Annotated in this window: 25 protein-coding genes and 1 riboswitch; of the genes, 10 read left to right on the top strand and 15 right to left on the bottom strand. The window is 70.5% G+C overall.

Annotation, left to right across the window (positions count from 1 at the left end; genetic code table 11):
* Nucleotide 1: 1 nt before the first annotated feature.
* The 4 genes from H9Y04_RS21360 to H9Y04_RS21345 all read right to left on the bottom strand — a co-directional run bounded on the left by H9Y04_RS21360 (nucleotide 2) and on the right by H9Y04_RS21345 (nucleotide 3056).
* Complete coding sequence (locus H9Y04_RS21360) at nucleotides 2–628, bottom strand: hypothetical protein (protein WP_187815544.1); 627 nt, start codon at nucleotides 626–628, stop codon at nucleotides 2–4.
* 113 nt (nucleotides 629–741) lie between these two features.
* Nucleotides 742–1221, bottom strand: a complete 480-nt coding sequence (locus tag H9Y04_RS21355; protein WP_187815543.1) for a GNAT family N-acetyltransferase — start codon at nucleotides 1219–1221, stop codon at nucleotides 742–744.
* A 42-nt stretch (nucleotides 1222–1263) separates the two neighbouring features.
* Nucleotides 1264–1857 carry a DinB family protein gene (locus tag H9Y04_RS21350; RefSeq protein ID WP_187815542.1) on the bottom strand — a complete coding sequence of 198 codons (594 nt, stop codon included), beginning with the start codon at nucleotides 1855–1857 and terminating at the stop codon, nucleotides 1264–1266.
* Nucleotides 1858–1970: 113 nt separating this feature from the next.
* Nucleotides 1971–3056 (bottom strand): hypothetical protein, encoded by a 1086-nt coding sequence (locus tag H9Y04_RS21345; protein ID WP_187815715.1) that lies wholly within the window; start codon nucleotides 3054–3056, stop codon nucleotides 1971–1973.
* A 162-nt stretch (nucleotides 3057–3218) separates the two neighbouring features.
* Between H9Y04_RS21345 and H9Y04_RS21340 the strand changes: the two genes are divergently transcribed.
* Together H9Y04_RS21340 and H9Y04_RS21335 are read left to right on the top strand one after the other, a co-directional pair.
* Entirely contained in the window at nucleotides 3219–3722 is a 504-nt protein-coding gene (locus tag H9Y04_RS21340; RefSeq protein WP_187815541.1) for a MarR family winged helix-turn-helix transcriptional regulator, read from the top strand.
* Between the two features lie 91 nt (nucleotides 3723–3813).
* Nucleotides 3814–3875: riboswitch (guanidine-III (ykkC-III) riboswitch) on the top strand.
* Between the two features lie 13 nt (nucleotides 3876–3888).
* Complete coding sequence (locus tag H9Y04_RS21335; protein WP_165331003.1) at nucleotides 3889–4203, top strand: DMT family transporter; 315 nt, start codon at nucleotides 3889–3891, stop codon at nucleotides 4201–4203.
* Nucleotides 4204–4240: 37 nt separating this feature from the next.
* Here H9Y04_RS21335 and H9Y04_RS21330 read toward each other — a convergent pair whose 3' ends face one another.
* On the bottom strand, nucleotides 4241–4819 hold the full coding sequence (locus H9Y04_RS21330; RefSeq protein WP_187815540.1) for a dihydrofolate reductase family protein: 579 nt from the start codon (nucleotides 4817–4819) through the stop codon (nucleotides 4241–4243).
* 210 nt (nucleotides 4820–5029) lie between these two features.
* Here H9Y04_RS21330 and H9Y04_RS21325 point away from each other — a divergent pair, with 210 nt between their 5' ends.
* Entirely contained in the window at nucleotides 5030–5812 is a 783-nt protein-coding gene (locus H9Y04_RS21325) for an alpha/beta fold hydrolase (protein ID WP_187815539.1), read from the top strand.
* Between the two features lie 45 nt (nucleotides 5813–5857).
* Here the strand turns inward: H9Y04_RS21325 and H9Y04_RS47955 are convergent, their stop codons facing one another.
* On the bottom strand, nucleotides 5858–6838 hold the full coding sequence (locus tag H9Y04_RS47955; RefSeq protein WP_187815538.1) for a GNAT family N-acetyltransferase: 981 nt from the start codon (nucleotides 6836–6838) through the stop codon (nucleotides 5858–5860).
* Between the two features lie 51 nt (nucleotides 6839–6889).
* Complete coding sequence (locus tag H9Y04_RS21315) at nucleotides 6890–7081, bottom strand: hypothetical protein (protein ID WP_187815537.1); 192 nt, start codon at nucleotides 7079–7081, stop codon at nucleotides 6890–6892.
* A 234-nt stretch (nucleotides 7082–7315) separates the two neighbouring features.
* On the opposite strand from H9Y04_RS21315, the gene H9Y04_RS21310 reads away from it, so the two are divergent.
* From H9Y04_RS21310 to H9Y04_RS21295, 4 genes are all read left to right on the top strand, one after another.
* Nucleotides 7316–7990, top strand: a complete 675-nt coding sequence (locus H9Y04_RS21310; RefSeq protein ID WP_187815536.1) for a class I SAM-dependent methyltransferase — start codon at nucleotides 7316–7318, stop codon at nucleotides 7988–7990.
* 156 nt (nucleotides 7991–8146) lie between these two features.
* Nucleotides 8147–9793: a GMC oxidoreductase gene (locus H9Y04_RS21305; RefSeq protein WP_187815535.1), complete on the top strand. Its 1647-nt coding sequence runs from the start codon at nucleotides 8147–8149 to the stop codon at nucleotides 9791–9793.
* A gap of 135 nt (nucleotides 9794–9928) precedes the next feature.
* Nucleotides 9929–10957, top strand: coding sequence for an enoyl-CoA hydratase/isomerase family protein (locus H9Y04_RS21300; RefSeq protein WP_308801057.1), 1029 nt, complete (start codon nucleotides 9929–9931; stop codon nucleotides 10955–10957).
* 154 nt (nucleotides 10958–11111) lie between these two features.
* Entirely contained in the window at nucleotides 11112–11903 is a 792-nt protein-coding gene (locus H9Y04_RS21295; protein ID WP_187815533.1) for an ArsR/SmtB family transcription factor, read from the top strand.
* 483 nt (nucleotides 11904–12386) lie between these two features.
* Here H9Y04_RS21295 and H9Y04_RS21290 read toward each other — a convergent pair whose 3' ends face one another.
* The 3 genes from H9Y04_RS21290 to H9Y04_RS21280 all read right to left on the bottom strand — a co-directional run bounded on the left by H9Y04_RS21290 (nucleotide 12387) and on the right by H9Y04_RS21280 (nucleotide 14784).
* Entirely contained in the window at nucleotides 12387–13088 is a 702-nt protein-coding gene (locus H9Y04_RS21290) for a maleylpyruvate isomerase family mycothiol-dependent enzyme (protein WP_187815532.1), read from the bottom strand.
* Between the two features lie 20 nt (nucleotides 13089–13108).
* Nucleotides 13109–13597 (bottom strand): hypothetical protein, encoded by a 489-nt coding sequence (locus tag H9Y04_RS47780; RefSeq protein ID WP_308801056.1) that lies wholly within the window; start codon nucleotides 13595–13597, stop codon nucleotides 13109–13111.
* A 347-nt stretch (nucleotides 13598–13944) separates the two neighbouring features.
* A complete protein-coding gene (locus H9Y04_RS21280; RefSeq protein ID WP_187815531.1) occupies nucleotides 13945–14784 on the bottom strand; it encodes an alpha/beta fold hydrolase in 840 nt (279 codons plus the stop codon).
* A 141-nt stretch (nucleotides 14785–14925) separates the two neighbouring features.
* Between H9Y04_RS21280 and H9Y04_RS21275 the strand changes: the two genes are divergently transcribed.
* Entirely contained in the window at nucleotides 14926–15354 is a 429-nt protein-coding gene (locus H9Y04_RS21275) for an STAS domain-containing protein (protein WP_187815530.1), read from the top strand.
* A 7-nt stretch (nucleotides 15355–15361) separates the two neighbouring features.
* Here the strand turns inward: H9Y04_RS21275 and H9Y04_RS21270 are convergent, their stop codons facing one another.
* Together H9Y04_RS21270 and H9Y04_RS21265 are read right to left on the bottom strand one after the other, a co-directional pair.
* Nucleotides 15362–16153 carry an SGNH/GDSL hydrolase family protein gene (locus H9Y04_RS21270; protein WP_187815529.1) on the bottom strand — a complete coding sequence of 264 codons (792 nt, stop codon included), beginning with the start codon at nucleotides 16151–16153 and terminating at the stop codon, nucleotides 15362–15364.
* Nucleotides 16150–16716: a PadR family transcriptional regulator gene (locus H9Y04_RS21265; RefSeq protein ID WP_187815528.1), complete on the bottom strand. Its 567-nt coding sequence runs from the start codon at nucleotides 16714–16716 to the stop codon at nucleotides 16150–16152. Before H9Y04_RS21265 ends, H9Y04_RS21270 begins: the two co-directional genes overlap by 4 nt.
* An 87-nt stretch (nucleotides 16717–16803) precedes the next feature.
* On the opposite strand from H9Y04_RS21265, the gene H9Y04_RS21260 reads away from it, so the two are divergent.
* Together H9Y04_RS21260 and H9Y04_RS21255 are read left to right on the top strand one after the other, a co-directional pair.
* Nucleotides 16804–17247 carry a nuclear transport factor 2 family protein gene (locus H9Y04_RS21260; RefSeq protein ID WP_438818126.1) on the top strand — a complete coding sequence of 148 codons (444 nt, stop codon included), beginning with the start codon at nucleotides 16804–16806 and terminating at the stop codon, nucleotides 17245–17247.
* A 55-nt stretch (nucleotides 17248–17302) separates the two neighbouring features.
* The gene (locus tag H9Y04_RS21255; protein ID WP_187815527.1) at nucleotides 17303–18271 is read left to right on the top strand and encodes an endonuclease/exonuclease/phosphatase family protein; all 969 of its coding nucleotides are present in this window, start codon (nucleotides 17303–17305) and stop codon (nucleotides 18269–18271) included.
* Here H9Y04_RS21255 and H9Y04_RS21250 read toward each other — a convergent pair.
* The 3 genes from H9Y04_RS21250 to H9Y04_RS21240 are packed head-to-tail and all read right to left on the bottom strand — an operon-like array spanning nucleotide 18261 to nucleotide 21078.
* The gene (locus H9Y04_RS21250) at nucleotides 18261–18842 is read right to left on the bottom strand and encodes a cupin domain-containing protein (protein ID WP_214661453.1); all 582 of its coding nucleotides are present in this window, start codon (nucleotides 18840–18842) and stop codon (nucleotides 18261–18263) included. The two genes, H9Y04_RS21255 and H9Y04_RS21250, sit on opposite strands and share 11 nt — an antisense overlap.
* The gene (locus tag H9Y04_RS21245) at nucleotides 18836–20035 is read right to left on the bottom strand and encodes a cytochrome P450 (RefSeq protein ID WP_187815526.1); all 1200 of its coding nucleotides are present in this window, start codon (nucleotides 20033–20035) and stop codon (nucleotides 18836–18838) included. Before H9Y04_RS21245 ends, H9Y04_RS21250 begins: the two co-directional genes overlap by 7 nt.
* Nucleotides 20032–21078 carry a type III polyketide synthase gene (locus H9Y04_RS21240; protein WP_187815525.1) on the bottom strand — a complete coding sequence of 349 codons (1047 nt, stop codon included), beginning with the start codon at nucleotides 21076–21078 and terminating at the stop codon, nucleotides 20032–20034. Before H9Y04_RS21240 ends, H9Y04_RS21245 begins: the two co-directional genes overlap by 4 nt.
* Nucleotides 21079–21121 lie beyond the last annotated feature (43 nt).

Below are 21121 nucleotides of genomic sequence, written 5' to 3'. Positions count from 1 at the left end.
CTCAGTAACTGCCGTTCCACACGGTGAACTTCAGCCGTACGTACTCGGCGACGGCCTCGCCCTCGACGTACTCCGCGAGGGCGACGAGGCCCTTCGGGGAGAGCAGGCAGAAGCGGTCGCCCTTGGACAGGTCGTTGATGAACACGGTCTCCCGGAAACGGGTCACCGTGCCGCAGGTCTCGTAGGTGCCGCTCTCCTTGCGGTCGAGCAGCACCAACTGGGCTCCTTGGTCCACCCGGAGATTGCCCGCGTCCCAATAGAGCTCGGTCTCCTGCTGTGCGACCGGCCGCATCGGGTCGTCGGCGAGCCTGATGCCGTAATCGGCGGCTATGTCGACCGTCAGCGACTTCACCACGTCGGAAGCGCCCACCGCGGGGGCGGATTCGGAGGGTGACGCCTGGGTCCCGTCAGGCGTCGCGGTCACCGTGACCGTGCTGGTGACCGTGGGCGTCGCGGTCCTCGCGGTCGGCGAGCCGAACACCGCGGGCAGCCCGAAGAAGCCGAGCACCAGTCCGAGGAGGCCGGTGATGGCGGAGATCCATGCCGCCACCTCGCCCACACGGCGACGCGGCGGGGGTGCGGGCGGGGTCGGCGAGGGCGCAGGAGTCGGCGGCGTCCTGGTCGTCACTCCGGCTCCCCTCCGCAGTGTCCCGCGGCGGCTGGTCCGAGCCGCCACGGCTTGCTTTCCCCACGCACATCATGACGCTCAAGCGTGGCGTGCAGTTCCCCTGTGGACTGCGTTCACAGCGTCTTGCGGTACGCCAGGCCCGGGGCGTCGTCGATGACGATCTCGTGCGTGACCGTGAAGCCGGTACGCGTGAGCACGGTCTGCGAAGCGGGGTTGTCCAGGGTGGTCACCGCACGCAGGGTCCGCAGCCCGTACTGCTCCGCGGCAAGCGCGCACACCTGGCGTACCGCCGCCGTGGCCAGGCCGCGGCCACTGGCCGACTTCGCGATGCGGTAGCCCAACTCGGCCTCACCGTCGGCCACATCGACGAGGTTGACCCGGCCGAGGACGGCGCCTTCGCTGTCGACGAGCACATGGAAGTGGCACTCCCCCGCGTCCTGTTCGGCCAGGCGCTCCTGGAGCCGCTCGTCGAACTCGGCGAAGAACGCGTCACCCCGGTCGGGTACCGAAGCGGCGAAGTAGGCGCGGTTGTCCTGCTCGAAGGCAAGCAGGGCCGGGGTGTGTTCACGGCTGAGGCGCTGCAGTGCGGGCATGCGCCGACAGTACGCGAGAGAGGGTGGCGCGCTCGTGCCGGGTCAGTCCTCCTGCGCCTGCTTCGCGGCCATTTCGAGCCGGTCGTAATGGGCCTTCCACCAGTCGGTGTCGGTCGACGGCAGGTTCTCGTTCCCCTTCCTCATCCCCACCGATCCGTCCACCAGTTCGCGCACGATGTCGGCGTGCCCGGCATGCCGGTGGGACTCGGCGATCATGTGGATGAGGATCTGCTCCAGCGTGACCTCGCGGCGGTCCGGGTGCCACCACGGCACCACACCGGTGGCACCGAGCTCCAGGGCCTCGACGGTCGCGTCGGAGTGCTCCCACACGCGGCGGTACAGCCCCACGACGTCCTCGCGGGACTCGTCGGGTCCGGCCCACATGTCCGCATTGGCCTCGGCGTCCTCGGCCATCCACGGCAGCGGCTCGGGGAACGGCCGGCCGAACACATCGCCCAGGTAGCCCGCTTCCGTGCCGGCCACATGCTTGACCAGACCCAGGAGATTGGTGCCGGTGGGCGTCAGCGGGCGGCGTATGTCGTACTCGGAAAGTCCGTCGACCTTCCAGAGCAGGGCTTCGCGGGCAGCCTGCAGATAGCGGAGAAGATGGGCCTTGGCCTGGGCATCAGTCGTCATGCGGGCAGTCTGGCACCGCCCGCTGACAACGTCGCCCGGATTTCGATCTCGGCAGCGGAAAGCCGCGCGTTCCGGCGGTGCGGAGCGCGCGGCCCGGGCAGGTCCACCGCCGGTCAGACGGCGACCGCCTCCTCCATCTCCTCTTCCTCGGCAGCCAGTTCATCGGCGTTTCGCCGTTCGACGGCGCTCTGTCGCCGTACGGAATCGGCCCCGGCCTGGTCCGCGACGAGGGCCGCCTTCCGCCGACGCTCGACGATCCCCGAGGCCGTCACCGCCGCCACGCCCACGGTCAGCCAGATCGCCAGCGTCCACACATTGCGCGCCAGATCGTGTCCGCCGAAGTAGACGAGCGAGCGCACGCCCTCGACGAAGCCGGCGCCGTTCCAGAAGGAGTGCAGCGCGCCGAAGAAGCCGTTCTGCAGCTCCGGCCGGAAGATCCCGCCCGAGCTGGTGAAGTTGAGCATCACGAACAGGACCATCACCCCGAGCGTCGTCCAGCGCTTGAGGAAGGTGTGCAGCCCGATGCCGAGGAACAGGATCCCGGCCGCGTACATCCAGGCCATGGCCCACAGACCCCACAGGTGGTCGTCGACCAGGTGGAAGACCGGTCCGGCGAAGGCCGTGCCGATCAGGCTGACGACGAACGAGGTGCCGGCGACGAACAGGGCCCGGATCCGCATCGGCAGCGCCCCGCCCGCGGCGCCCAGCACGGCGACGGAGGCGTACGCGCCGATGCTCAGCGCGACGAGCAGGAAGAACACTCCCTGTCCGGTGGGGTCGCCGTCGGCCGGCGGCACGACGTCGGTCACGTGCAGGGGTTCGCCCTGCTTTTCGGCGACGGGTGTGAAGACCTTCTCCGTGGCGGTGGCGCTGGTGTCGGATCCCGCGGTCGCGACCAGCAGGTTCGAGCTGCCGGGCAGGTAGGCACCGGCGATGTCGCGCGCCTTGAGCGCCTGTTCGGCGGCCGCGCGGTCCGGCAGGGTCCGTACGTCGAGCGCGTCCCCGGTCTTGTCGTGCAGTTCCTGAGCGAGGGCCTGCACCTGGGTGCCGCTGCCGACGATCGCCACGGGCAGCTGGTGGGGTTCGGGCTGGGCGAAGGCGCCGAGGTAGGCGAGGCCCATGCCGACGCACATCAGAAGCGGCGTGAGCAGGTGCGTCACGACATGGCGCAGGGTGCCGGGCGGTGCGGAGCCGAGCAGGCGCGAGGCGGGCGCCGCTTCGGCCGTGTGCGTGTTTCCGTGGTCCTGCCGGTGTGTTCCGCTCACGACTGCGTTCCTCAGAGCTGATGGTTGCCTGATAGTTGTCTTTTACAACTTCCTTGATAGATGTACTCTACAACTACTTTTCGCGAGGGAGCAACCATGACCGGCTCGACCAGCGCCTCAGGGGCCGACACCGGCGTACGAGAAACCGACGCCGCCGCAGGAGACGCCGGCGTACGCGAGGCCGCGGTGGCCACCATCCAGCGGGAGCTCACGGCCTTCGCGCGCCGCGCCCGCGCCGCGGCGGCGCGGATGCACCCGGAGCTCTCCCTGGTGTCCTTCACCCTGCTCGCCCACCTCGAGGACAGCGGCGGCTGTCGCGCCACGGACCTGGCCACGTACTACCTGCTCGACAAGTCGACGGTCAGCCGTCAGGTGGCCGCCCTGGAGCGGGCCGGGCACGTCGAGCGGCGCAGCGACCCCGCCGACCACCGCATCCAGCTCCTGCATCTGACCGCGCAGGGCGAGCAGGTCCTCGCACAGGCCGCGGACCGTCGCAGCCAGGCCTTCCACGCGCGCCTGTCCGACTGGGATCCGGCCGAACTCAGCCGGTTCGCCGCGTACTTGACGCGCTACAACGACGAGGCGGCGGACCCGGCGTAGCGCCTGATCCGCAGGACGGAGCCGGGGCGCCGGTGGCCAAGGTCACCGGCCTGCGCACGGCAGCCGTACGCCCATTTGTGCGATCATGGGGACAGAGCCCCAACCGGCTCCCGGACGAGGCGCGCCGTACCCGGATTTCGACGACGGTGCCGAGGGAGTCGTCGTCATGGCATGGATCGTTCTGATCGTTTCCGGGATGCTCGAGGCCGTCTGGGCCACCGCTCTGGGCAAATCCGAGGGGTTCTCGCGGGTCCTTCCGACCGTCGTCTTCGGCGTGGGACTGGTGGCGAGCATGGCCGGACTGGCCTTCGCGCTGCGCACGCTTCCGGTGGGCACCGGCTATGCAGTCTGGGTGGGCATCGGCGCCGTCCTCACCGTCACGTACGCGATGATCTTCGACGGTGAGCCGGTGTCGGCCCTGAAACTGCTGTTCCTCGCGGGCATCGTGGGCTGCGTGATCGGCCTGAAGGCGCTGCACTGAGCTGCCGCTCGCACGGGCCGCACCGAGCTGCGCCCCGCTAGCCCTGACTGTCCCCCGCCCCCGCCTCGTACCGCAGCAGCGCCACCCCATTGGTGAACCTGCGCGTCTCCACGAGCCGCAGATCCGTGCGCACGCCGGAGGCGGGGAACAGCGGGCGGCCCGCGCCCAGGATCACCGGCATGACATAGAGGTGGTAGGCGTCGATGAGCCCCTGGCGGCGGAACTCGTCGGCGATGGTCGCGCCGCCGATCACCATGTCGCCGCCCGGCTGGGCCTTGAGGGCGTTGATCTCCTCCCGGTCGACCCGGCGCAGCACCTTCGCGTTCCAGTCCGCCTTCGTGAGCGTCCGCGAGAACACGTACTTGGGCATGTCCCGCCAGATCCCGGCGAACTCGGCCTCTGCCGGGGAGGCTTCGGGGTTCGCGTCGGCCGTCGGCCAGTACGCGGCCATCAACTCGTGCGAGACCCGGCCGTCGAGGAAGGCGCTCATGGTGCGCAGCTGGTCGTTGAAGTGCTGGTGCAGCTCCTCGTCGACCAGATGCCAGTCGAGGCTGCCGCCCGGCCCCTCGAAGTAGCCGTCCAGGGAGACCGACAGAGACAGGATGATCTTTCGCACCGTGAGCTCCTCGTCGCAAAGGGGCGGACCGTCGCTCCCGAAGCTACCGGCGGCCTGTGACAACACCCGGGAGCCGCACGGCTTTCGCACCCGCGCACCGCGCGGACTTGAACCTCCCCCAGGTGGAGTTCCTACCGTGCGGACGGACGCGGCCGGCCCGACGGTCCGGGGCGGCGCGGCAAAGCGGGAAAGCGTGAAAGGAGCACGGTCATGACGGGATACGTCCTGGTCTCGGGCGGTTACACGGGCGGCTGGATCTGGCGTGACGTGGCGGCGCGGCTGCGCGACGGGGGTGCGGAAGTGCACCCGGCGACGCTCACGGGCTACGGCGACCGCCGCCATCTCACCGGTCCGGCCACCGACTTGGAGACCCATGTCGAGGATGTGGTGCAGCTGATCGACCATGCGGACGCGCCGCAGCTCGTCCTCGTCGGCCACTGCTACGGCATCTTCCCGGTGCTCGGCGCCGCGGACCGCAGGCCCGGACGCGTCGAGCGGATCGTGTACGTGGACACCGGCATGCCCGAGGACGGCGAGTCGGTGCTCGATGTGGCGCCGGAGGAGGTGGGCGATCACGTGACGGCGCGGATCGCGCACAGCGAGGACGGCCATACGCTCCTGCCGCCGCCGCTCACGGACACCGCCACCTGGGCCAGCCTGGAGGGGATCGACGAGGCGGGGCTCGAGCGTCTCGCCCGCCTCGCGGCGCCGCAGCCCATCGGCACCCTGACCCAGCCGCTGCAGCTGACGGGCAAGGCCCTGGAACTCCCCGCGTCGGGTGTCTTCTGCACCGCGAACGGCATGAGCATCGCCCTGGTCGAGGCCGTCGTGGCGGCGGGCGACCGCCGCGCGCAGCGGCTGCTCGACCCCCGGGTCACGCTCTTCGATCTGCCGACGGGGCACTGGCCGATGCTGTCGGCGCCCGGCGAACTGGCCGAGGTGCTGGTCCGGGCGGCTGCCGGCGAAGGACACCGCCTGGTCTCCGCATCCTGAACGCGCATGTGGGGCCCGGCAGTCGACCGGGCCCTACGGCCGGCTTCAGTCCAGCGTCCGCCCGTACGTCACGAACTCCCGCGCCACCGTGTACCCGAGCCGCTCGTAGAGCCCGAGCGCGCCGGACGGGTTCACCGTGTCCACGGTGAGGGAGGCCGTGTCGTATCCGGCCCCGTACGCGGCCTCGAGGGTGGCCGCCATCAGCGCGGGTGCCGCTCCACGCCCCCGGTAGGCGCGGCGCGTCGCGAGGTAGCCCACGTGGCAGTCGCGTACGCCGAAGGCCTCGGTGTCGGCCTCCGACTCCTCGGCGATCAGATAGGCCGCCACCTGGTCGCCGTCGACCAGGAGCCGTGTCATCTCCGGGCGGAAGGAGCGCGAGCCCGTGACCCAGGTGCGCCAGTCCGTCTCGTCCATGACCGTGAAGTTCCAGTGGTCGCGGAACGCGTCGTTGTGCGCGAGACGGGTCGCCTCCTCCAGGCTCTCGTCGTACGGGACGATCCTGAGGCCCTCGGGTGCGGGGACCGGTTCGGGGCGGTCGTGCCGCAGCGGGTGGACCATCTCGAACCAGTAGCGCTCGGGCGTGAAACCGAGCGCGTCGGTGAGCGCCTGGAGGTTCTCGTCACCGGACTTGCCGGTGATCATCAGGCGGCCTTCCAGTGGCGCGAATCGTTCGGTGTGCAGCTCCTTGGCGCGCCGGTCGAGGAAGTCCACGAGCCGTGTACCGATGCCCTCGCGCCGCCACGCCGGGTGCACTCCCGCGTCCCCGTCGAAACGGGCCGCGTCCACGGCGCCCTCGGGCGTGTGAAGGACGGCGTACGCCACGAGCTCGTCGCCGTCGAACACGGCCAGCGTGTCCTTGGCCAGGTCGAGCTTGGGGTCGGCCAGTTCCTCGGCGAGATCGTCGGCGTCGTGGTGGTGACCGGTGCGGTCGACCGCCTCGATGTCGCCGCGCAGCCGGAGCCAGGCGGGGACGTCGCTCTTGTCGAGGGGGCGCTCGGTGCGGGCGCCTGTGTGCGCTTCGTTCACTGGACCATCGTCATACGGATGGCCGGATCTCGCCCCTGCAGCAGTGACGGCTCAGCGGGAAGCGGGCTCCCTGCGCGCGGACCTGCGCGCGCCCTGGTGCGTATGAGCCGCGCAGCGCACGGCCATCTTGCGTTCGCCGCAGTAGTACGGGCCGTTCGGGACCGAGTCGATGCGCACACCGCACAGCGGGCCCTCCTCATCAGGCCGGTACCCCACGACGCGCAGCCCGAAATGAAAACGCACGGACGCCCTCTCCCCCTTCGCACACTTGGTCACCCCCCGGACCGGGGCACCGCTTGTGCCGCCAGGCTATGGAGACCGCAGGGGGTTTCGGACCCGCAAAGGTCCCCCAATGACAGGGTCCAAAGTCCCTCGCCGCGATCGGGAAGATTTGCCGTTCCGGCAACGGACTTTGCACCGCCGTCGAGATCGGGCGCACCGTGGCCCTACGCGCACCCCAGCGGAAGGGCCCGGACGATGACCGACACCCACACCACCACGACCGGCGAGGAGCAGCCGAGCGCCCAGGAGTTCTGGGACGGCCGCTACCGGCAGAGCGAGCGGCTCTTCAGCGGCCGCCCCAACGCCGAACTGGTCGCGGAGACACAGGACCTCTCGCCGGGCCACGCCCTGGACCTGGGCTGCGGCGAAGGCGGCGACGCGATCTGGCTGGCGCGCCAGGGCTGGCGGGTGACGGCCACCGACGTGTCCGCCGTGGCACTGGAACGTGCCGCCCGGCACGCCGAACAGGCGGGCGTGGCCGACCGTATCGACTTCCAGCGCCATGACCTCGCCGAGAGCTTCCCGGCGCCCGCGGGCGAACGCGACTCCTTCGACCTGGTCTCGGCGCACTTCCTGCAGTCGCTGATCGCCCTGCCCCGCGACGAGATCCTGCGCACCGCCGCCGCGACCGTCGCCCCCGGCGGCACCCTGCTCGTCGTCGACCACACCGGCTTCCCGTCCTGGGAACCGGGCCCGCACCCCGATGTGCACTTCCCGAGCACCCAAGAGGTGCTCGCGGGGATGCAGTTGAACCACTGCCAGTGGGAAGTGCGCACCGAGCGCCTTTACGAGCACGAGGTGACGCTCGCCGACGGCCGGGTGATGACCCGCGCCAACAACATCCTCAAGGTGCGCCGGCTGAGCGACTGAACCGACTGCGGGGCGTTCCGGTTTCTTCCGGGCGTACGGGACGGCGGACCGAGGCCGCCACAAGATCGGACAGAAGTTACCTATCGGTTTGGCGTGACTTTACGAGCCGGTAACAGTAGAACCTGTCCTCACCCCACAGAAGGTGAGGAAGATCACATGCACTCAACACCCAAGCGTGCCAACGGTTCTGACGGGATTTCCCGTCGAAGACTCCTCGCTGGAACAGGTTCTATCCTCGGCGCCGCGGCCCTGTCCTCTCAGGCCACCGCGGCGCTCGCCCGTCCGATGGCCGCGGCGGACATCCCCGACGGCGGACGGGTTCCGGTCATCGTGATCGGCACCGGATACGGCGGTTCGGTCGCGGCACTGCGCCTGGCCCAGGCCGGCATCGACGTGCACATGGTCGAGATGGGCCAGGACTGGGACGCCGCGCCCGCCGGCCCGGACGGAAAGATCCACCCGAAGGTCACCAGCCCCGACTACCGCTCGTTCTGGATGCGCACCAGGACGAAAGCGCCGATCAGCAACTTCCTCGGCTTCCCGATCGACAAGGACGTCCCGAAGTTCGCCGGGATCCTGGACGCCGAGGACTTCGCCGGGATCTCCGTGTACCAGGGCCGCGGCGTCGGCGGCGGATCCCTGGTCAACGGCGGTATGGCCGTGACGCCGCGCCGCCAGCACTTCGCCTCGGTGCTCCCGTCGGTGAACGCCGACGAGATGTACAACACCTACTACCCCAGGGCCAACTCCGGCCTCGGCGTGGGCCTCATCAACCCCGACTGGTTCGAGCGGACGTCGTACTACCAGTACTCCCGTGTAGGGCGCAAGCATGCCCAACGCTCAGGGTTCGCCTGGACGTTCGTCCCGGACGTATACGACTGGGCGTACATGGAGGCGGAGGACAACGGCACGGTCCCCAAGTCCGCGCTCGCCCAGGAGATCCTCTACGGCAACAACTACGGCAAGAAGACCCTGCCGAAGACCTATCTCGCCCAGGCCAAGGCCACCGGCAAGGTCACCATCTCGCCGCTGCACGAGGTCACTTCGGTCACCCCGGCGACCGGCGGCGACTACGCGCTCACCCTCCGGCAGATCAACACGAGCGGCGCCACCGTGGCCACCAAGACGGTGAAGGCGGGCAAGGTGTTCTTCGCGGCCGGCAGCGTCGGCACCAGCAAGCTCCTGGTGAAGCTGAAGGCCACGGGCGCACTCCCCCAGCTCAACGCCGAGGTCGGCAAAGGCTGGGGTGAGAACGGCAACGTCATGGTCGGCCGCGCCAACCACGTATGGGATCCGACAGGCGATGTGCAGTCCACGATCCCGTGCTCGGGCATCGACAACTGGGATGCCGGGGGTGCCTTCGCCGAGGTCGCGCCCCTGCCGACGGGGATCGAGACCTTCGCCTCGTTCTATCTGTCCATCACGAAGAACACCCGGCGGGCCGAGTTCACGTACAACCCCACGACACAGAAGGTCGACCTGTCCTGGCAGCGCGCCTGGAAGCAGGACTCGATCAACATGGCGAAGACCATCTTCGACAAGATCAACAGCAAGGAGGGGACGATCTACCGCACCGACCTGTTCGGCTCCAACAAGGTCTGGGGCGACCATCTCACCTACCACCCGCTGGGCGGCGCGGTCCTGAACAAAGCCACCGACAACTACGGCCGTCTGCACGGCTATCCGGGCCTGTACGTCATCGACGGCGCCCTGATCCCGGGCAACACGGCCGTGAACCCGTTCGTCACCATCACCGCGCTCGCCGAGCGCAACATCGAGAGGATCATCGCGACCGACCTGTGAGGCTGTACCGCTGCTCTGTTGTTCCACTGCACTGATGCACTGCTGATCGTTGATGCACGCGGTGGCCCGGCGATGGTGCCGGGCCACCGGCGTTACGGTGGACGAAGATCTTCCACCGGCGAAAGGCGCACCCTCGTGACCGACGACGTTCTGCTGCGGACCGAGGGCCGCGCCGCCCACATCGTGCTGAACCGGCCCCGCGCGCTCAACGCGCTCGACCACGCGATGGTCGGCGCCATCGACGCCGCGCTGAGCGCATGGGAGACGGATTCCTCGGTCGCGACCGTCGTCCTGTCGGGAGCCGGCGAGCGCGGGCTCTGCGCGGGCGGCGACATCCGCGCCATCCACGACGACGCGAAGGCGGGCGGCACCGCCTCGGCCGCGTTCTGGCGCGACGAGTACCGCCTCAACGCCCGGATCGCCCGCTACCCCAAGCCGTACGTGGCCCTGATGGACGGCATCGTGATGGGCGGCGGTGTCGGGCTCTCGGCGCACGGCGCGCTGCGCGTCGTCACCGAACGCTCGCGCGTCGCCATGCCGGAGACGACCATCGGCTTCGTACCGGATGTGGGCGGCACGTATCTGCTCTCCCGCACCCCCGGCCTGCTCGGCACGCATCTGGCGCTGACCGGTGCGGCGGTCGGGGCGACGGACGCGCAGCTCTGCGGTCTGGCCGATCACTTCGTCCCCTCCGCGCTGCTGCCGCATCTGCGGGAGGATCTCGCGCGGCTGCCCGCGCACGTGGCGGTCGAGCGCTGGGCGCAGCCCGCCCCCGAGGGCGAGCTGGCCGCGGCCCGCGAGTGGATCGACGCGTGCTACGCGGCGGACAGCGTCGAGGACATCCTGGAACGTCTCCTCGGCAGTGGGGTGCCGGCCGCGAAGGAGGCGGCGGTCACGCTCCAGTCGAAGTCGCCCACCTCGCTGAAGGTGACCCTCGAAGCGGTGCGCCGGGCACGGGAGTTGAGCACCCTGGAAGAGGTCCTGGTCCAGGAGTTCCGCGTCTCGTGCGCCGCCGTGACGATGCCCGATCTGGTCGAGGGCGTGCGCGCCCAGGTGATCGACAAGGACCGGTCCCCGAAGTGGACCCCGGCCGATCTGGCATCGGTGACGGCAGCCGATGTGGAGCGCTTCTTCGCTCCCGTACGGGACGAGCCGACCTTCTAGAGCCCGGCCCGGTCCGCAGCAAGGCCCGCCGACCCGTAAGCAAAGTCGCTGGTCCCTGCGCGAGCGGCGCCCACCTTGACATGCAGCCAAACGGCTGCCTATCGTTTTTATGCAGCCGGATGGCTGCATATGGACCGGGGGTCGGAGCACAACCATGGACGAGGTCTTCAAAGCACTGGCGGATCCCAGCAGACGCCGCCTGCTCGACAGCCTCAACGCCCGCAACGGGCAGAGCCTGCGCGAGCTGTGCGCGGGCCTCGACATGGCGCGCCAGTCGGTGAGCAAGCACCTCGCCCTCCTGGAAGCGGCCCATCTGGTCACGGCGGTGAAGCAGGGGCGCGAAAAGCTCCACTACCTCAACGCCGAACCGATCAACGCGATCGCCGATCGCTGGATCAGCCGTTACGACCGCGCGCGGGTCCAGGCGCTCACCGATCTCAAGACAGCACTGGAGCACTCCCCCATGGACAGCGACGCGTTCGTGTACACGACCTACATCCGTACGACGCCCGAGAAGCTCTGGCAGGGCCTGACCGACCCGGCGTTCACCAGCCGCTACTGGGGCGTCTCCCTGCGCTCCGACTGGACGCCGGGCTCCCCCGTCACCTGGGAGGGCCAGGGCCTGTCGGGCCCGGACCCGGCGCAGGTGGTCCTCGAGGCCGATCCCTACCGGCGGCTCTCGTACACCTGGCACACCTTCACGCCCGAGTGGGCGAAGGCGGTGGACGTCGACGAGAACACCTACGCGAAGCTGGCGGCCGAGCCGCGCTCCAAGGTGGCCTTCGACCTGGAGCAGCAGGGCGAGATCGTGAAACTGACCGTCGTCCACGACGGATTCGGGCCCGGCAGCACCCTGCAGCAGATGATCAGCGGCGGTTGGCCGCATCTGATCTCCGACCTGAAGACGCTCCTCGAGACGGGCGAGACGCTGCCGCGCGAGCAGTGAGTGCCCGCCTTCGAGCGGCTGCTCAGGTGGCGAAGCTCAGAGCCTGTCTTCGAACCCCCGTCGTTCGCGCGAAGCGCGGCGCAGCGGCGTTCGGTGGGTGCTCTCGGCGTGCGGCGTCACAGGTCATGTGGCGGAGCCACCTGTCCTGGGGCGCCGTGCGCCGTGCGCCGTGCGCCGTGCGCCGAGAGTGCGTGCCCGGCGTCGGGGCGCAGGCGGGGGTGCAAAGGCAGGCTCTCGATGCCGGCAGGCTCCATGAACCGTCGAGGACCGACGGTCCGGGCCCGTACCCGCGGATCGCGATGGTGAAGGGCCCGTCGGGCGCGGGCGGCCACGTCTTGCGCGGATCGCCGAGCTCACCGGGCTCGACATCTCATCGGCGCGCGGCGACGCCCTGGCGCCGGCGGCCCTGCTCCTGCGGGGTGACGCGCCGAGGTGATCGCCGTCCTGGGGCGGGGACGCAGCGCGAGGGGGCGCCGCGCGTTCTCAGACTTGGGCCGGCGGCTGCGGCCAGGGCGGTGGCGAGGGCAGGGGATCCGGGCCCAGTTCCCGGGCGGGGGCGCGGCCCGCGAGCCAGGCGAGGAGCAGTCGGGACGGTCCGGTGGCCTCGGGACCGTGCGGCGCGACCTTCCACCGTACGGAGAGGTCGGTGGCCTGGACCGCCGCCACCGGGAACTCCCGAGTGCGCAGCGTCGTGAGGGTGTCGTCGAGGGCCCAGTGGGCGTACGGGAGCGGCCAGTTGTCGTGCCCGTAGCCGATGCCCAGGTCCGTGTGGTGGGTTTCGAGTTCGCGCAGGCAGCGAAGGAGCGTGTAGTGCGCGGTGTGCTGCCAGCCGCCCGCCGAGGTGACCTCGCGCTTCCACTGCCCGGCGGATAGGGACCGCGCCAGGGCGACGAACTCCTCTGCACCTTCGCGCAGTTCGCGCACGAGGTCGGGACCGGGCAGGGCGGCCGTGTCCTCCACGGGGCGACGATACGCGGCGGTGATCCGCTCGGAACCACTCACTCCGCTCACGATGCGCACGTACGCGCCGAGGGCCTGCGCCACATGCGCGATCCCGTCGGCGCGCGTCCAGCCCGGCAGCAGCGCCGGCGCCCGCAGCTCCTCCTCGCCGAGCCTGCCGACGGCCGTCACGAATCGCCCTGCGGATTCCTCCGCCAGGTCGATCGCCTGCGTGGTGCTCAGCATCCGGGCCCCCGTCTTCCGTATCAACTCTGCGCGTTCAGCCGATCAGCGATCTTTTCATGCAGCGATGCGGGGACTCTGCAGCCCCACCGCCCGGCGGCCTGCGCGGACAGTTCGCGGGACCAGGCCCAGCTGCTGCGGGCCGCGGCGCGCAGGGCGTGCTCCGCCATCGAGGCCGTGGTCGCCGCATAGCGGGCGACGTGCTCGGCCGGCAGGTCCTGTTCGAGAGCGCGGCTCGGGCTCAGCCAGTGGGTGGTGCTCTCCTGCAGGACGCGCAGCAGCTGGAGCTGCTGGGGAGCGACCATGTTCGTCAACAGGGCATGCGCGCGGGCCAGTTCACCGCGGTCGAGTACGTGGGCGAGGGCGAGCGTCCAGTTGGTGAGCTCGTCGATGCGCTGTTGCGCGGTGATCGCGGGCTCCGACACGCTGGGGGCGACGAGGGCGCGGGCGGCCTCGGTGAGCCGACCGGTGCGGTCGAGCAGCACGGCCTTGTCCGGGTGGGGGAAGTACACCGTGCCCGCCCAGCCGGGGACCTCGTCGATGCCGGTGCTCGCCGCTTCCCAGGTGGAACTCGCCGCGCATCAGGTCGTCGAAGACCACCGCGAGGATGCCGTACATGTTCGTGTACGCGAGCTCCAGCGGGGCCAGTTGAGCGAGGAAGGCCTTCCCGTCGAAAGCGTCGAGATGCGCGTCCTCGATGTAGAGATAGGCCTCGATGTCCGAGTGCTCATCGGCCTCGCCCAGGGTCCACGATCCGTACAGGAGGACTCCTGCGAGGCGTGCGTCGGCTTCGGCGAGTGCGCGGAGACGGGCGATGCGTGCGTCGAGTGCAGGGCTGAGGGACATGCGTGGCAGCTCCCTAGAGGAGGAAGTCGGATACGGCGGCGACGAACCGCGCCGGGTCGTCGAGCCACGGGTAATGGGCGGCGCCGGCCTGCTCCACGTAGGTGGCGTCCGGGAACAGCGCGGCGAAGTTCCGCACCGCGGCGGGCGGGGCGCCCGGGTCGACCTCGCCGGCGAGCAGCAGCACCGGGGCCCGCAGGGTGCGCAGTGCCGCACGGGTCGCGTCCGGGTCGAAGGCACCCTCGCTGCCGTAGACGGCCATCGCCTCCATGTTGCGCTGAGTGGCCTCGAGTGCGTGGTGCGCGCGGGCCGCATCGTCCCAACGCCCGTAGCTGAACGGCGCGATGGCCGCCCAGTGCTCGGCGGTCGCCTCCCCTGCCGCGATGGTCTCGAAGGCCGCGTACGCCTGGTCGAACCAGGGCTCCGTACGGCGCCGCAGCACGGAGGCCCGGCGGTCGTCGCCGCTCGGCGGCAGTCCTACGGCGAACGTGCTCGGCGTGGGGAGCAGCAGACGCGCGATGCGGTCGGGGTGCCGGGCCGCGTACAGGTTCGCGAGGTTCGCTCCGCCCGAGTGGCCGAGCAGGTCGAACCGGTCCAGGCCCAGGTGCTCGCGCAGCGCCTCGACGTCGTCGACGAGCCGGTCGCAGCGGTAGGTCCCCGGATCCTCCGGTGTCGCGGAGTCGCCGGTGCCGCGCAGATCCAGGGTGATGACCTGGCGGTGCCCGGTGAGGCCGCCGAGATCCCCGAGGTAGGCGGAGGCCTGCATACCGCCGGGCAGGCAGATCAGCGGAAGACCGCTGCCCTGCGCGTGGTAGGCGAGTTTCGTGCCGTCGTACGCGGCGAAGGTGCCAGTCATAGGCTTCGAGCCTCTCAACCTTGATCGGCGCGGGCAAACGGGTTCTCCGCGCGGTGGTGCGTACCGGCGCAGCTGGGGGAATGGTTCCTTCTGGACGGGGAACCCGCAGCTCACCCCGTCCGAGCCCCGGAACGAGGTGGCATGCCGACCCCATCAGAACAGCCACATCTGACGATCACGGAACTCGCCTGGGGCGAGGACAGCGCGGTCCTGCGGGTGAGCGGGGAACTCGACCAGTCCGGCGAGGAGTTCTTCCTGCGCACCCTCGGCGCCGTGATCGAGGCCGGACGCCACCATGTCGTCCTCGATGTGACAGCCCTGGTCTTCTGCGACTCACGCGGGCTCAACTGCCTGCTCGCGATCAGCTGGCTGCTGCAGCGCCGCCAGGGCCTGCTGCTGCTCGCGGGGGTCGGCCGCCGGCTCGCCGTACTGCTGGCCGGGACGGGCAGCGCTGAAGTGCTGCCGATGCACTCCTCGGTGGGCCGCGCGCTGGAAGCGCTGCCGCCGCATCACCGTCCGCCCTGGCCGCCGCTGCGGCCTGACGGGGGCGGTCGACTGGACACCGGGTAGCGGCAGTTCACGTCACGGGCAGGAGCTCCGGCCGCTTGGCCACGCGGCCGTCCCCCGAGGACCTGCCGCGCAGCCGCCGCCCGAGCCACGGCCCGAGGAAGCCCGCCGCCCACCGCAGCTCCGTGGCCCAGCCGCCGGCCGGAACCGACAGCGGCGGCAGCGGCCGCGTCCACGCGTCGCTGCTGCCGGGAAGCGCAAGAGCCTGGGCGAGCGAGGCGGCGATCCGTTCGTGGCCGAGCGGACTGGCGTGCAACCGGTCCGCGCTCCACAGCCGGGCGTCCGTGACGACCTCGTGCCCACTGGTCTCGGCCACGAGGACGCCGTGGCGCCGCGCCGCTTCCCGTACCCCCGCGTTGAGCGCCAGGACCCGGCCGCCCAGCGGACGGGCCAGCGGGATGATGCGGCCGACGTCCGGAAAGGTCACGGTCGCCACCCGCGCGCCCTGCGCGGTGAGTGCGGCGAACATCGCGTCCAGGTGGCCCGCCACCTCGTCGGCGTCGAACTTGGGCCGCAGCAGATCGTTCACACCGGCCACCACCGTCGCCACATCGGGCTTCAGCGCCAGGGCCGCGTCCAACTGCCGCTCGCGGACCTGCCCGGCCAGATACCCCCGTACGGCCAGATTGGCGTACAGGAGCTGCCCGTTGAGGCCGGCGAGCTGCTCGGCGAGCCGGTCCGCGAAGCCCCGCAGTCCGCTGCTGTCGTCGCCGTCGCCGACCCCTTCGGTCTGGCTGTCGCCGAGCGCCACGTAGCGCTCGTACGCGATCGGCCCCTTGTCCTCGTGCGTGGTCCCGCTCATGCCTCTCCCCCGTCCCTGCGTGCCTGCAGAATCCCGGCGATCCGCTCGCACCACTCCAGATAGCCCCGCTCGAAGACCAGACCGCCGAGGCAGGTCAGATACGGGCCGATGCGCTCGCCCTCGCGCAGGTACGCCTCCTCGGACCGCTCCCCGCGGAACTTGAGCAGCAGCGACTCGAACAGCGCGATCTTGGCCCGGGCGAACTCCGCACGCTCCCGCAGCTGGACGATCACCGCCGCGGTGTCCACGAGATCACTCGACTGCACCTTGACCGCCAGGTCGTCGCGCAGCATCGAGGGCTTGGCGGAGGACTCGGCGAAGCGCTCCAGCTCGGCAAGGCCCTCGTCGGTGACCTTGAAGAGCCGCTTGTTGGGCCGGGTCTCCTGCACCACCTCGCGGCCGGACACGAGCCCGTCCGCCTCCAGCTTGGCGAGCTCGGCGTACAGCTGCTGGGGCAGCGCGTGCCAGAAGTTGGCCACGCCCAGATCGAAGGACTTGGCGAGCTGGTAGCCGCTCAACTCCTCGTCGAGCAGTGCCGCGAGCACCGCATGACGCAGGGCCATATCGCTCCCTCTCTCCCTCTGTCGCTGCCGGCGCTCGCCATGATACTCAAGAATCTGACTATTCCTATCCGTGAGTACCACGGGAGCATGGAGGATCTGATGGCCCAGTCGGCCCCGTTCCGCGCCGCCGTCGAGGCGGGCGATCTCGCCGCCCTGAAGGAGCTGTTCACCGAGGACGCCCGGCTCTACAGCCCGGTGAAGTTCCGTCCCTTCGAGGGCCGGGACATGGTGCTCGGGCTCTTCGGGGTGCTGCTGCGCACCTTCGAGGACTTCCATTACGTAGGCGAGCTGGCGGGCGAAGCCCGTACGAACACGGACGACGGGACCGCTCCGGCCGAGGTCCTGCTCTTCCGTACGGTCGTCGACGGCAAGCAGGTGCACGGGATGGACCTGCTGCAGTTCGACGAGGAGGGGAAGATCAAGGAGTTCACAGTGATGGTGCGGCCCCAGTCGGCGGCGCAGGCCGTGCAGCAGGCGGTGTACGCGGGCCTGGTCGAGGCGGGTCTGGCACCGGCTCCCGCACAGGACTGACCCCGCGGTGGGCGGCCCCGGCGGGCGCCGCAGGTCCAGCCTTTAGGATCACGCGATGGACTCCAGCGTCATAGCGCGTGCCCGCCGGATCGACTGGCGCACCCTGGTGCGCCGTCCGGGCCGCGCCACCACGCTCCTCACGCTGCTGTGCCTGGTGACGGCATTGGCCATCGCCGTCCCCGCGGTGGTGCCCAATGCCGGTCCGCGGCTGGGGAGTTTCGTCGAGACGTTCCGGCCGTGGCTCGGCCTCGTGGTCGTGCCCGTGCTGCTCGCGGCGCTGGTCCGCCGCTCCCCCGCCACGGCGGCCGCGGCCCTGGTTCCGGTCCTGGTCTGGCTGGAGGTCTTCGCCGGCTGGCCGGGCGAGGAGGCGTACGACGTCACAGTGGTGCAGCACAACGTGAGCGACACCCATACCGCACCCGCCCGGGTGGCCCGCCAACTGCGCGACAGCCAGGCCGAGTTGATCGCCCTGGAGGAAGTGACACCGGCCGCGCGCAAGGTGTTCCGCGGCGTACTGAAGGAGACCTATCCGCACCATGCGTACAGCGGGACCGTCGACCTGTGGTCGCGCCATCCGCTGAGCGAGGTGCGCCGGGTGGACATCCGTCCGCCCGGCATCCCGCCGGGCTGGGACCGGGGGCTGCGGGCGACCGCGCGGCTGCCGCAAGGGGAGACGGCCGTGTACGTGGCGCATCTGCCGTCGGTACGGTTCCGCGCCACCGGCTTCGGCACGGACCTGCGGGACGCGAGTGCCCGGCTGCTGGGCGAGGCGCTCGCCGCGGAACCGCTGGAGCGGGTGCTGCTGCTCGGCGATCTCAACAGCACCACGGACGACCGCGGTCTGGACCCGGTCCTCGGCCGGCTCGACGCGCCCGACGAGCGGTTCGCGTTCAGCTGGCCGAGCTCGCTGCCCGTCGCCCGGATCGACCAGGTGCTCGCCCGCGGCGCCCGCGTGGCCGGCGTACGGACGCTGCCCGACACCGGGAGCGATCATCTGCCGATCGAGGCGCGGATCAGGTTCTGAGTGCGCCCCGTTGCTCTCGTGGCCGGTCCGGATCAGGGGCCGCGTGCCGCAGCGGGGTCAGCTGCTGGATGTCGTAGCGTGCCCGCAGCTCCGCGACGGCGTTGTCGTCCACCGGTTCTCCCGAGCGCAGGAGTTCGAGGAGTTCCTCGAAGTAGCGCTCGTGGTCGGGCGGCGGAGAGGCCTGGAAGAACATCTTCGCCGGGGTGTCCGTGCGGTTGGCGAAGGCATGCGGGCAGCCGGGCGGCACGACGACAACCGTGCCGGCTGTCGCCCGCACCGTCCCGGCGCCGCTGAGCGAACGCCAGTCGCGCCAGTCGTCGGGCGTACGGACCAACGGTTCGAACGCGAGGATGTCCAGCTCGCCCTCCAGGACGTAGAACAACTCCTCGCTGCGGGTGTGCAGATGGGCCCCCACGTCGAAGCCGGGCGGCACGACCACCTCGAAGCTGGAGGCGACGCTGGAGTGTTCGCCGGTGACCTTGAAGGTGACCTCGTGGGCCGGGACCTGGACGGTGCGGCCCTCGCCGGCCGGCACGAGCAGTCCGTCGCGCGGCAGGGCCGCCGTCACCAGGTCACCGGCAATCCCTCGGGCCCGCGGATCAACGCACCGGGGCGCCAGCGCAGTTCGTCCTCGGGGACCGCGAGCGCGAGGTCCGGAAGTCGGTCGAGCAGCGTGCCGATGATCAGCTCCGACTCCAGGCGCGCGAGCATCCCGCCCACGCAGTAGTGGGGTCCGTGCCCGAACGCCACATGCGGGTTGGGCGAGCGCGTGAAGTCGATGGTGTCGGGGTCGGGGAAGACCTCCGGGTCGCGGTTCGCCGCCAGGTAGGAGACGTAGACCGCGTCGCCGGCCGCGATCTCGACCCCGGCGACGGTGACGTCCTCCATGGCGATACGGGACAGGCCCACGGAGTTGCGGTGCGGGATGTAGCGCAGGAGCTCGTCGATGGCACCGGGTCGCAGCGCGGGCTCCGTGCGCAGCCGGTCCCACAGTCCGGGGCGGCTGAGCAGCAGATAGATCATGTTGCCCGTGTTGTTGGTGACCGCTTCGCCGCCGATCTGGATGAGCAGCGCCAGGCCCACCGCCTCCGACTCGCTGATCTCACCGCGGTGAACGGCGGCGGCGAGCAGGCTGGTGACGTCCTCGCCGGCCGGCTCGGCGCGCAGCCGCTCGGCGAAGTATCCGCACATCGCGCGCTTGGCCTCCTCGCTGCGCTCCGCGCCCTCGGCCGAGGACAGGATGCGTACGGTCCAGTCGTGCATACGGGGCCGGTCGGCCTCCGGGACGCCCATGACCTCGCACACCACGGCCAGCGGGAACGGGGCGAGGACCTGTTCGGTGAGGTCCGCGGGCGGGCCCTCGGCGAGCAGCGGCTCGATCAGCTCGTCGAGCATCGCCTGGGCCCGGGTCCGCAGGCGCTCCACTCCCCTGCTGGTGAACGCCGGGGCGACCGCACGGCGCAGGGTGGTGTGGTGCGGCGGGTCCTGGACACCGACGGCTTCCTTGCTCGGGATGAAGTGGGGCGCGAGGCGGGTGACGTCGCGGTCCATGACGGCGGCCCGGCTGAAGCGCGGATCGTTGGTGACCGCCTTGACGTCCTCGTGCCGCGTCACCAGCCACGCCCAGCCCTCGCCGTGCGGCAGACGGATCCGGGTGACCGGCCCCTCCTGCATCAACTCGGCGAGCACCGGGTCGAATTCGGTGCCCTTCAGCTCGGGCGCAGGCCAGTCCCGTACGGCGGGCAGCCCTGTGACCGTCGTCATCGCGACCACCGTCCCAGGGACATCTCGGCGGTGATCCCGGGACCGAAGCCGGCGAGCATGCCGGTGGCGGCCTCGTGGGCGCCGCCGTCGTCGAACATCCGGCGCAGCGCGTCCAGGACGACGGCGCTGGCGATGTTGCCGTACTCGGTGAGCGTGGCCCGGCTGAAACGGAAGGCCTCGGGGGCGACGCCGAGGAACTTGCTGAGGTCGTCGAGGATGCGCGGCCCGCCGGCGTGGATGATGTAGAAGTCCAACTGCGCGGCGTCCCAGCCGTGTTGGCCCGCGATCTCCTTCAGCGCGGGCGCGAGCGGCTCCATGGTGCCGGGCACGCGCTTGTCGAGCTGGAAGTGGAAGCCGGTGGCGCGGACCTGGTAGGAGATCCAGTCCTCGGTGTCGGGCACCAGGTAGGAGGCGTTGCGCTCCAGGGTGATGCCGGTTCCTCCGGTGCCACGGACGACCGCGGCCGCGATGCCGTCGCCGAAGAGTCCGTTGGAGAGCAGATTGCCGACGCCCAGGTCGGCGGGCTGGTAGCACAGCGAGCAGAACTCGCAGGACACGATCAGCGCATTGGCCGTCGGATAGGCCGTACAGAAGTCATGGGCCCGGTTGACGGCCGCGCCGCCCGCGGCGCAGCCGAGCTGGGCGATGGGGATCTGGCGGGTGTCGCTGCGGAACTCCATGCGGTTGATCAGCCAGGCCGTCAGGGAGGGCATCATGAAGCCGGTGCAGGAGACGTAGATGATCACGTCGATGTCCTGGGCGCGGAGTTCGGCGTCCGCGAGCGCCCTGCGTATGACCTCGGGCACGCGCCGCTTGGCCTCGGCCTCGTAGACGGCGTTGCGGGTCTCGAATCCGGGGTGGCGCAGCGTCTCCTCGATGGGCTGGACGATATGCCGCTCCTTGACCCCGGTGTTCTCTATCAGCCGCAGGGCGAGGTCGAGTTGGGGGTGGTCGGCGTGCACCTCGCGGGCCAGATCGAGGGTCTGCTCCATGGTGATCACATGCTCGGGTACGGAGACCGCCGGTCTGCAGATCGTCGCCATGGGAGGACCCTTCTGTGGTGTTGAGGTGCGCGAGATGCGTGCA

Source organism: Streptomyces polyasparticus, assembly GCF_014493765.1.
Lineage (GTDB): Bacteria > Actinomycetota > Actinomycetes > Streptomycetales > Streptomycetaceae > Streptomyces > Streptomyces polyasparticus.
This window is presented reverse-complemented; position numbering and strand designations above follow the sequence as displayed.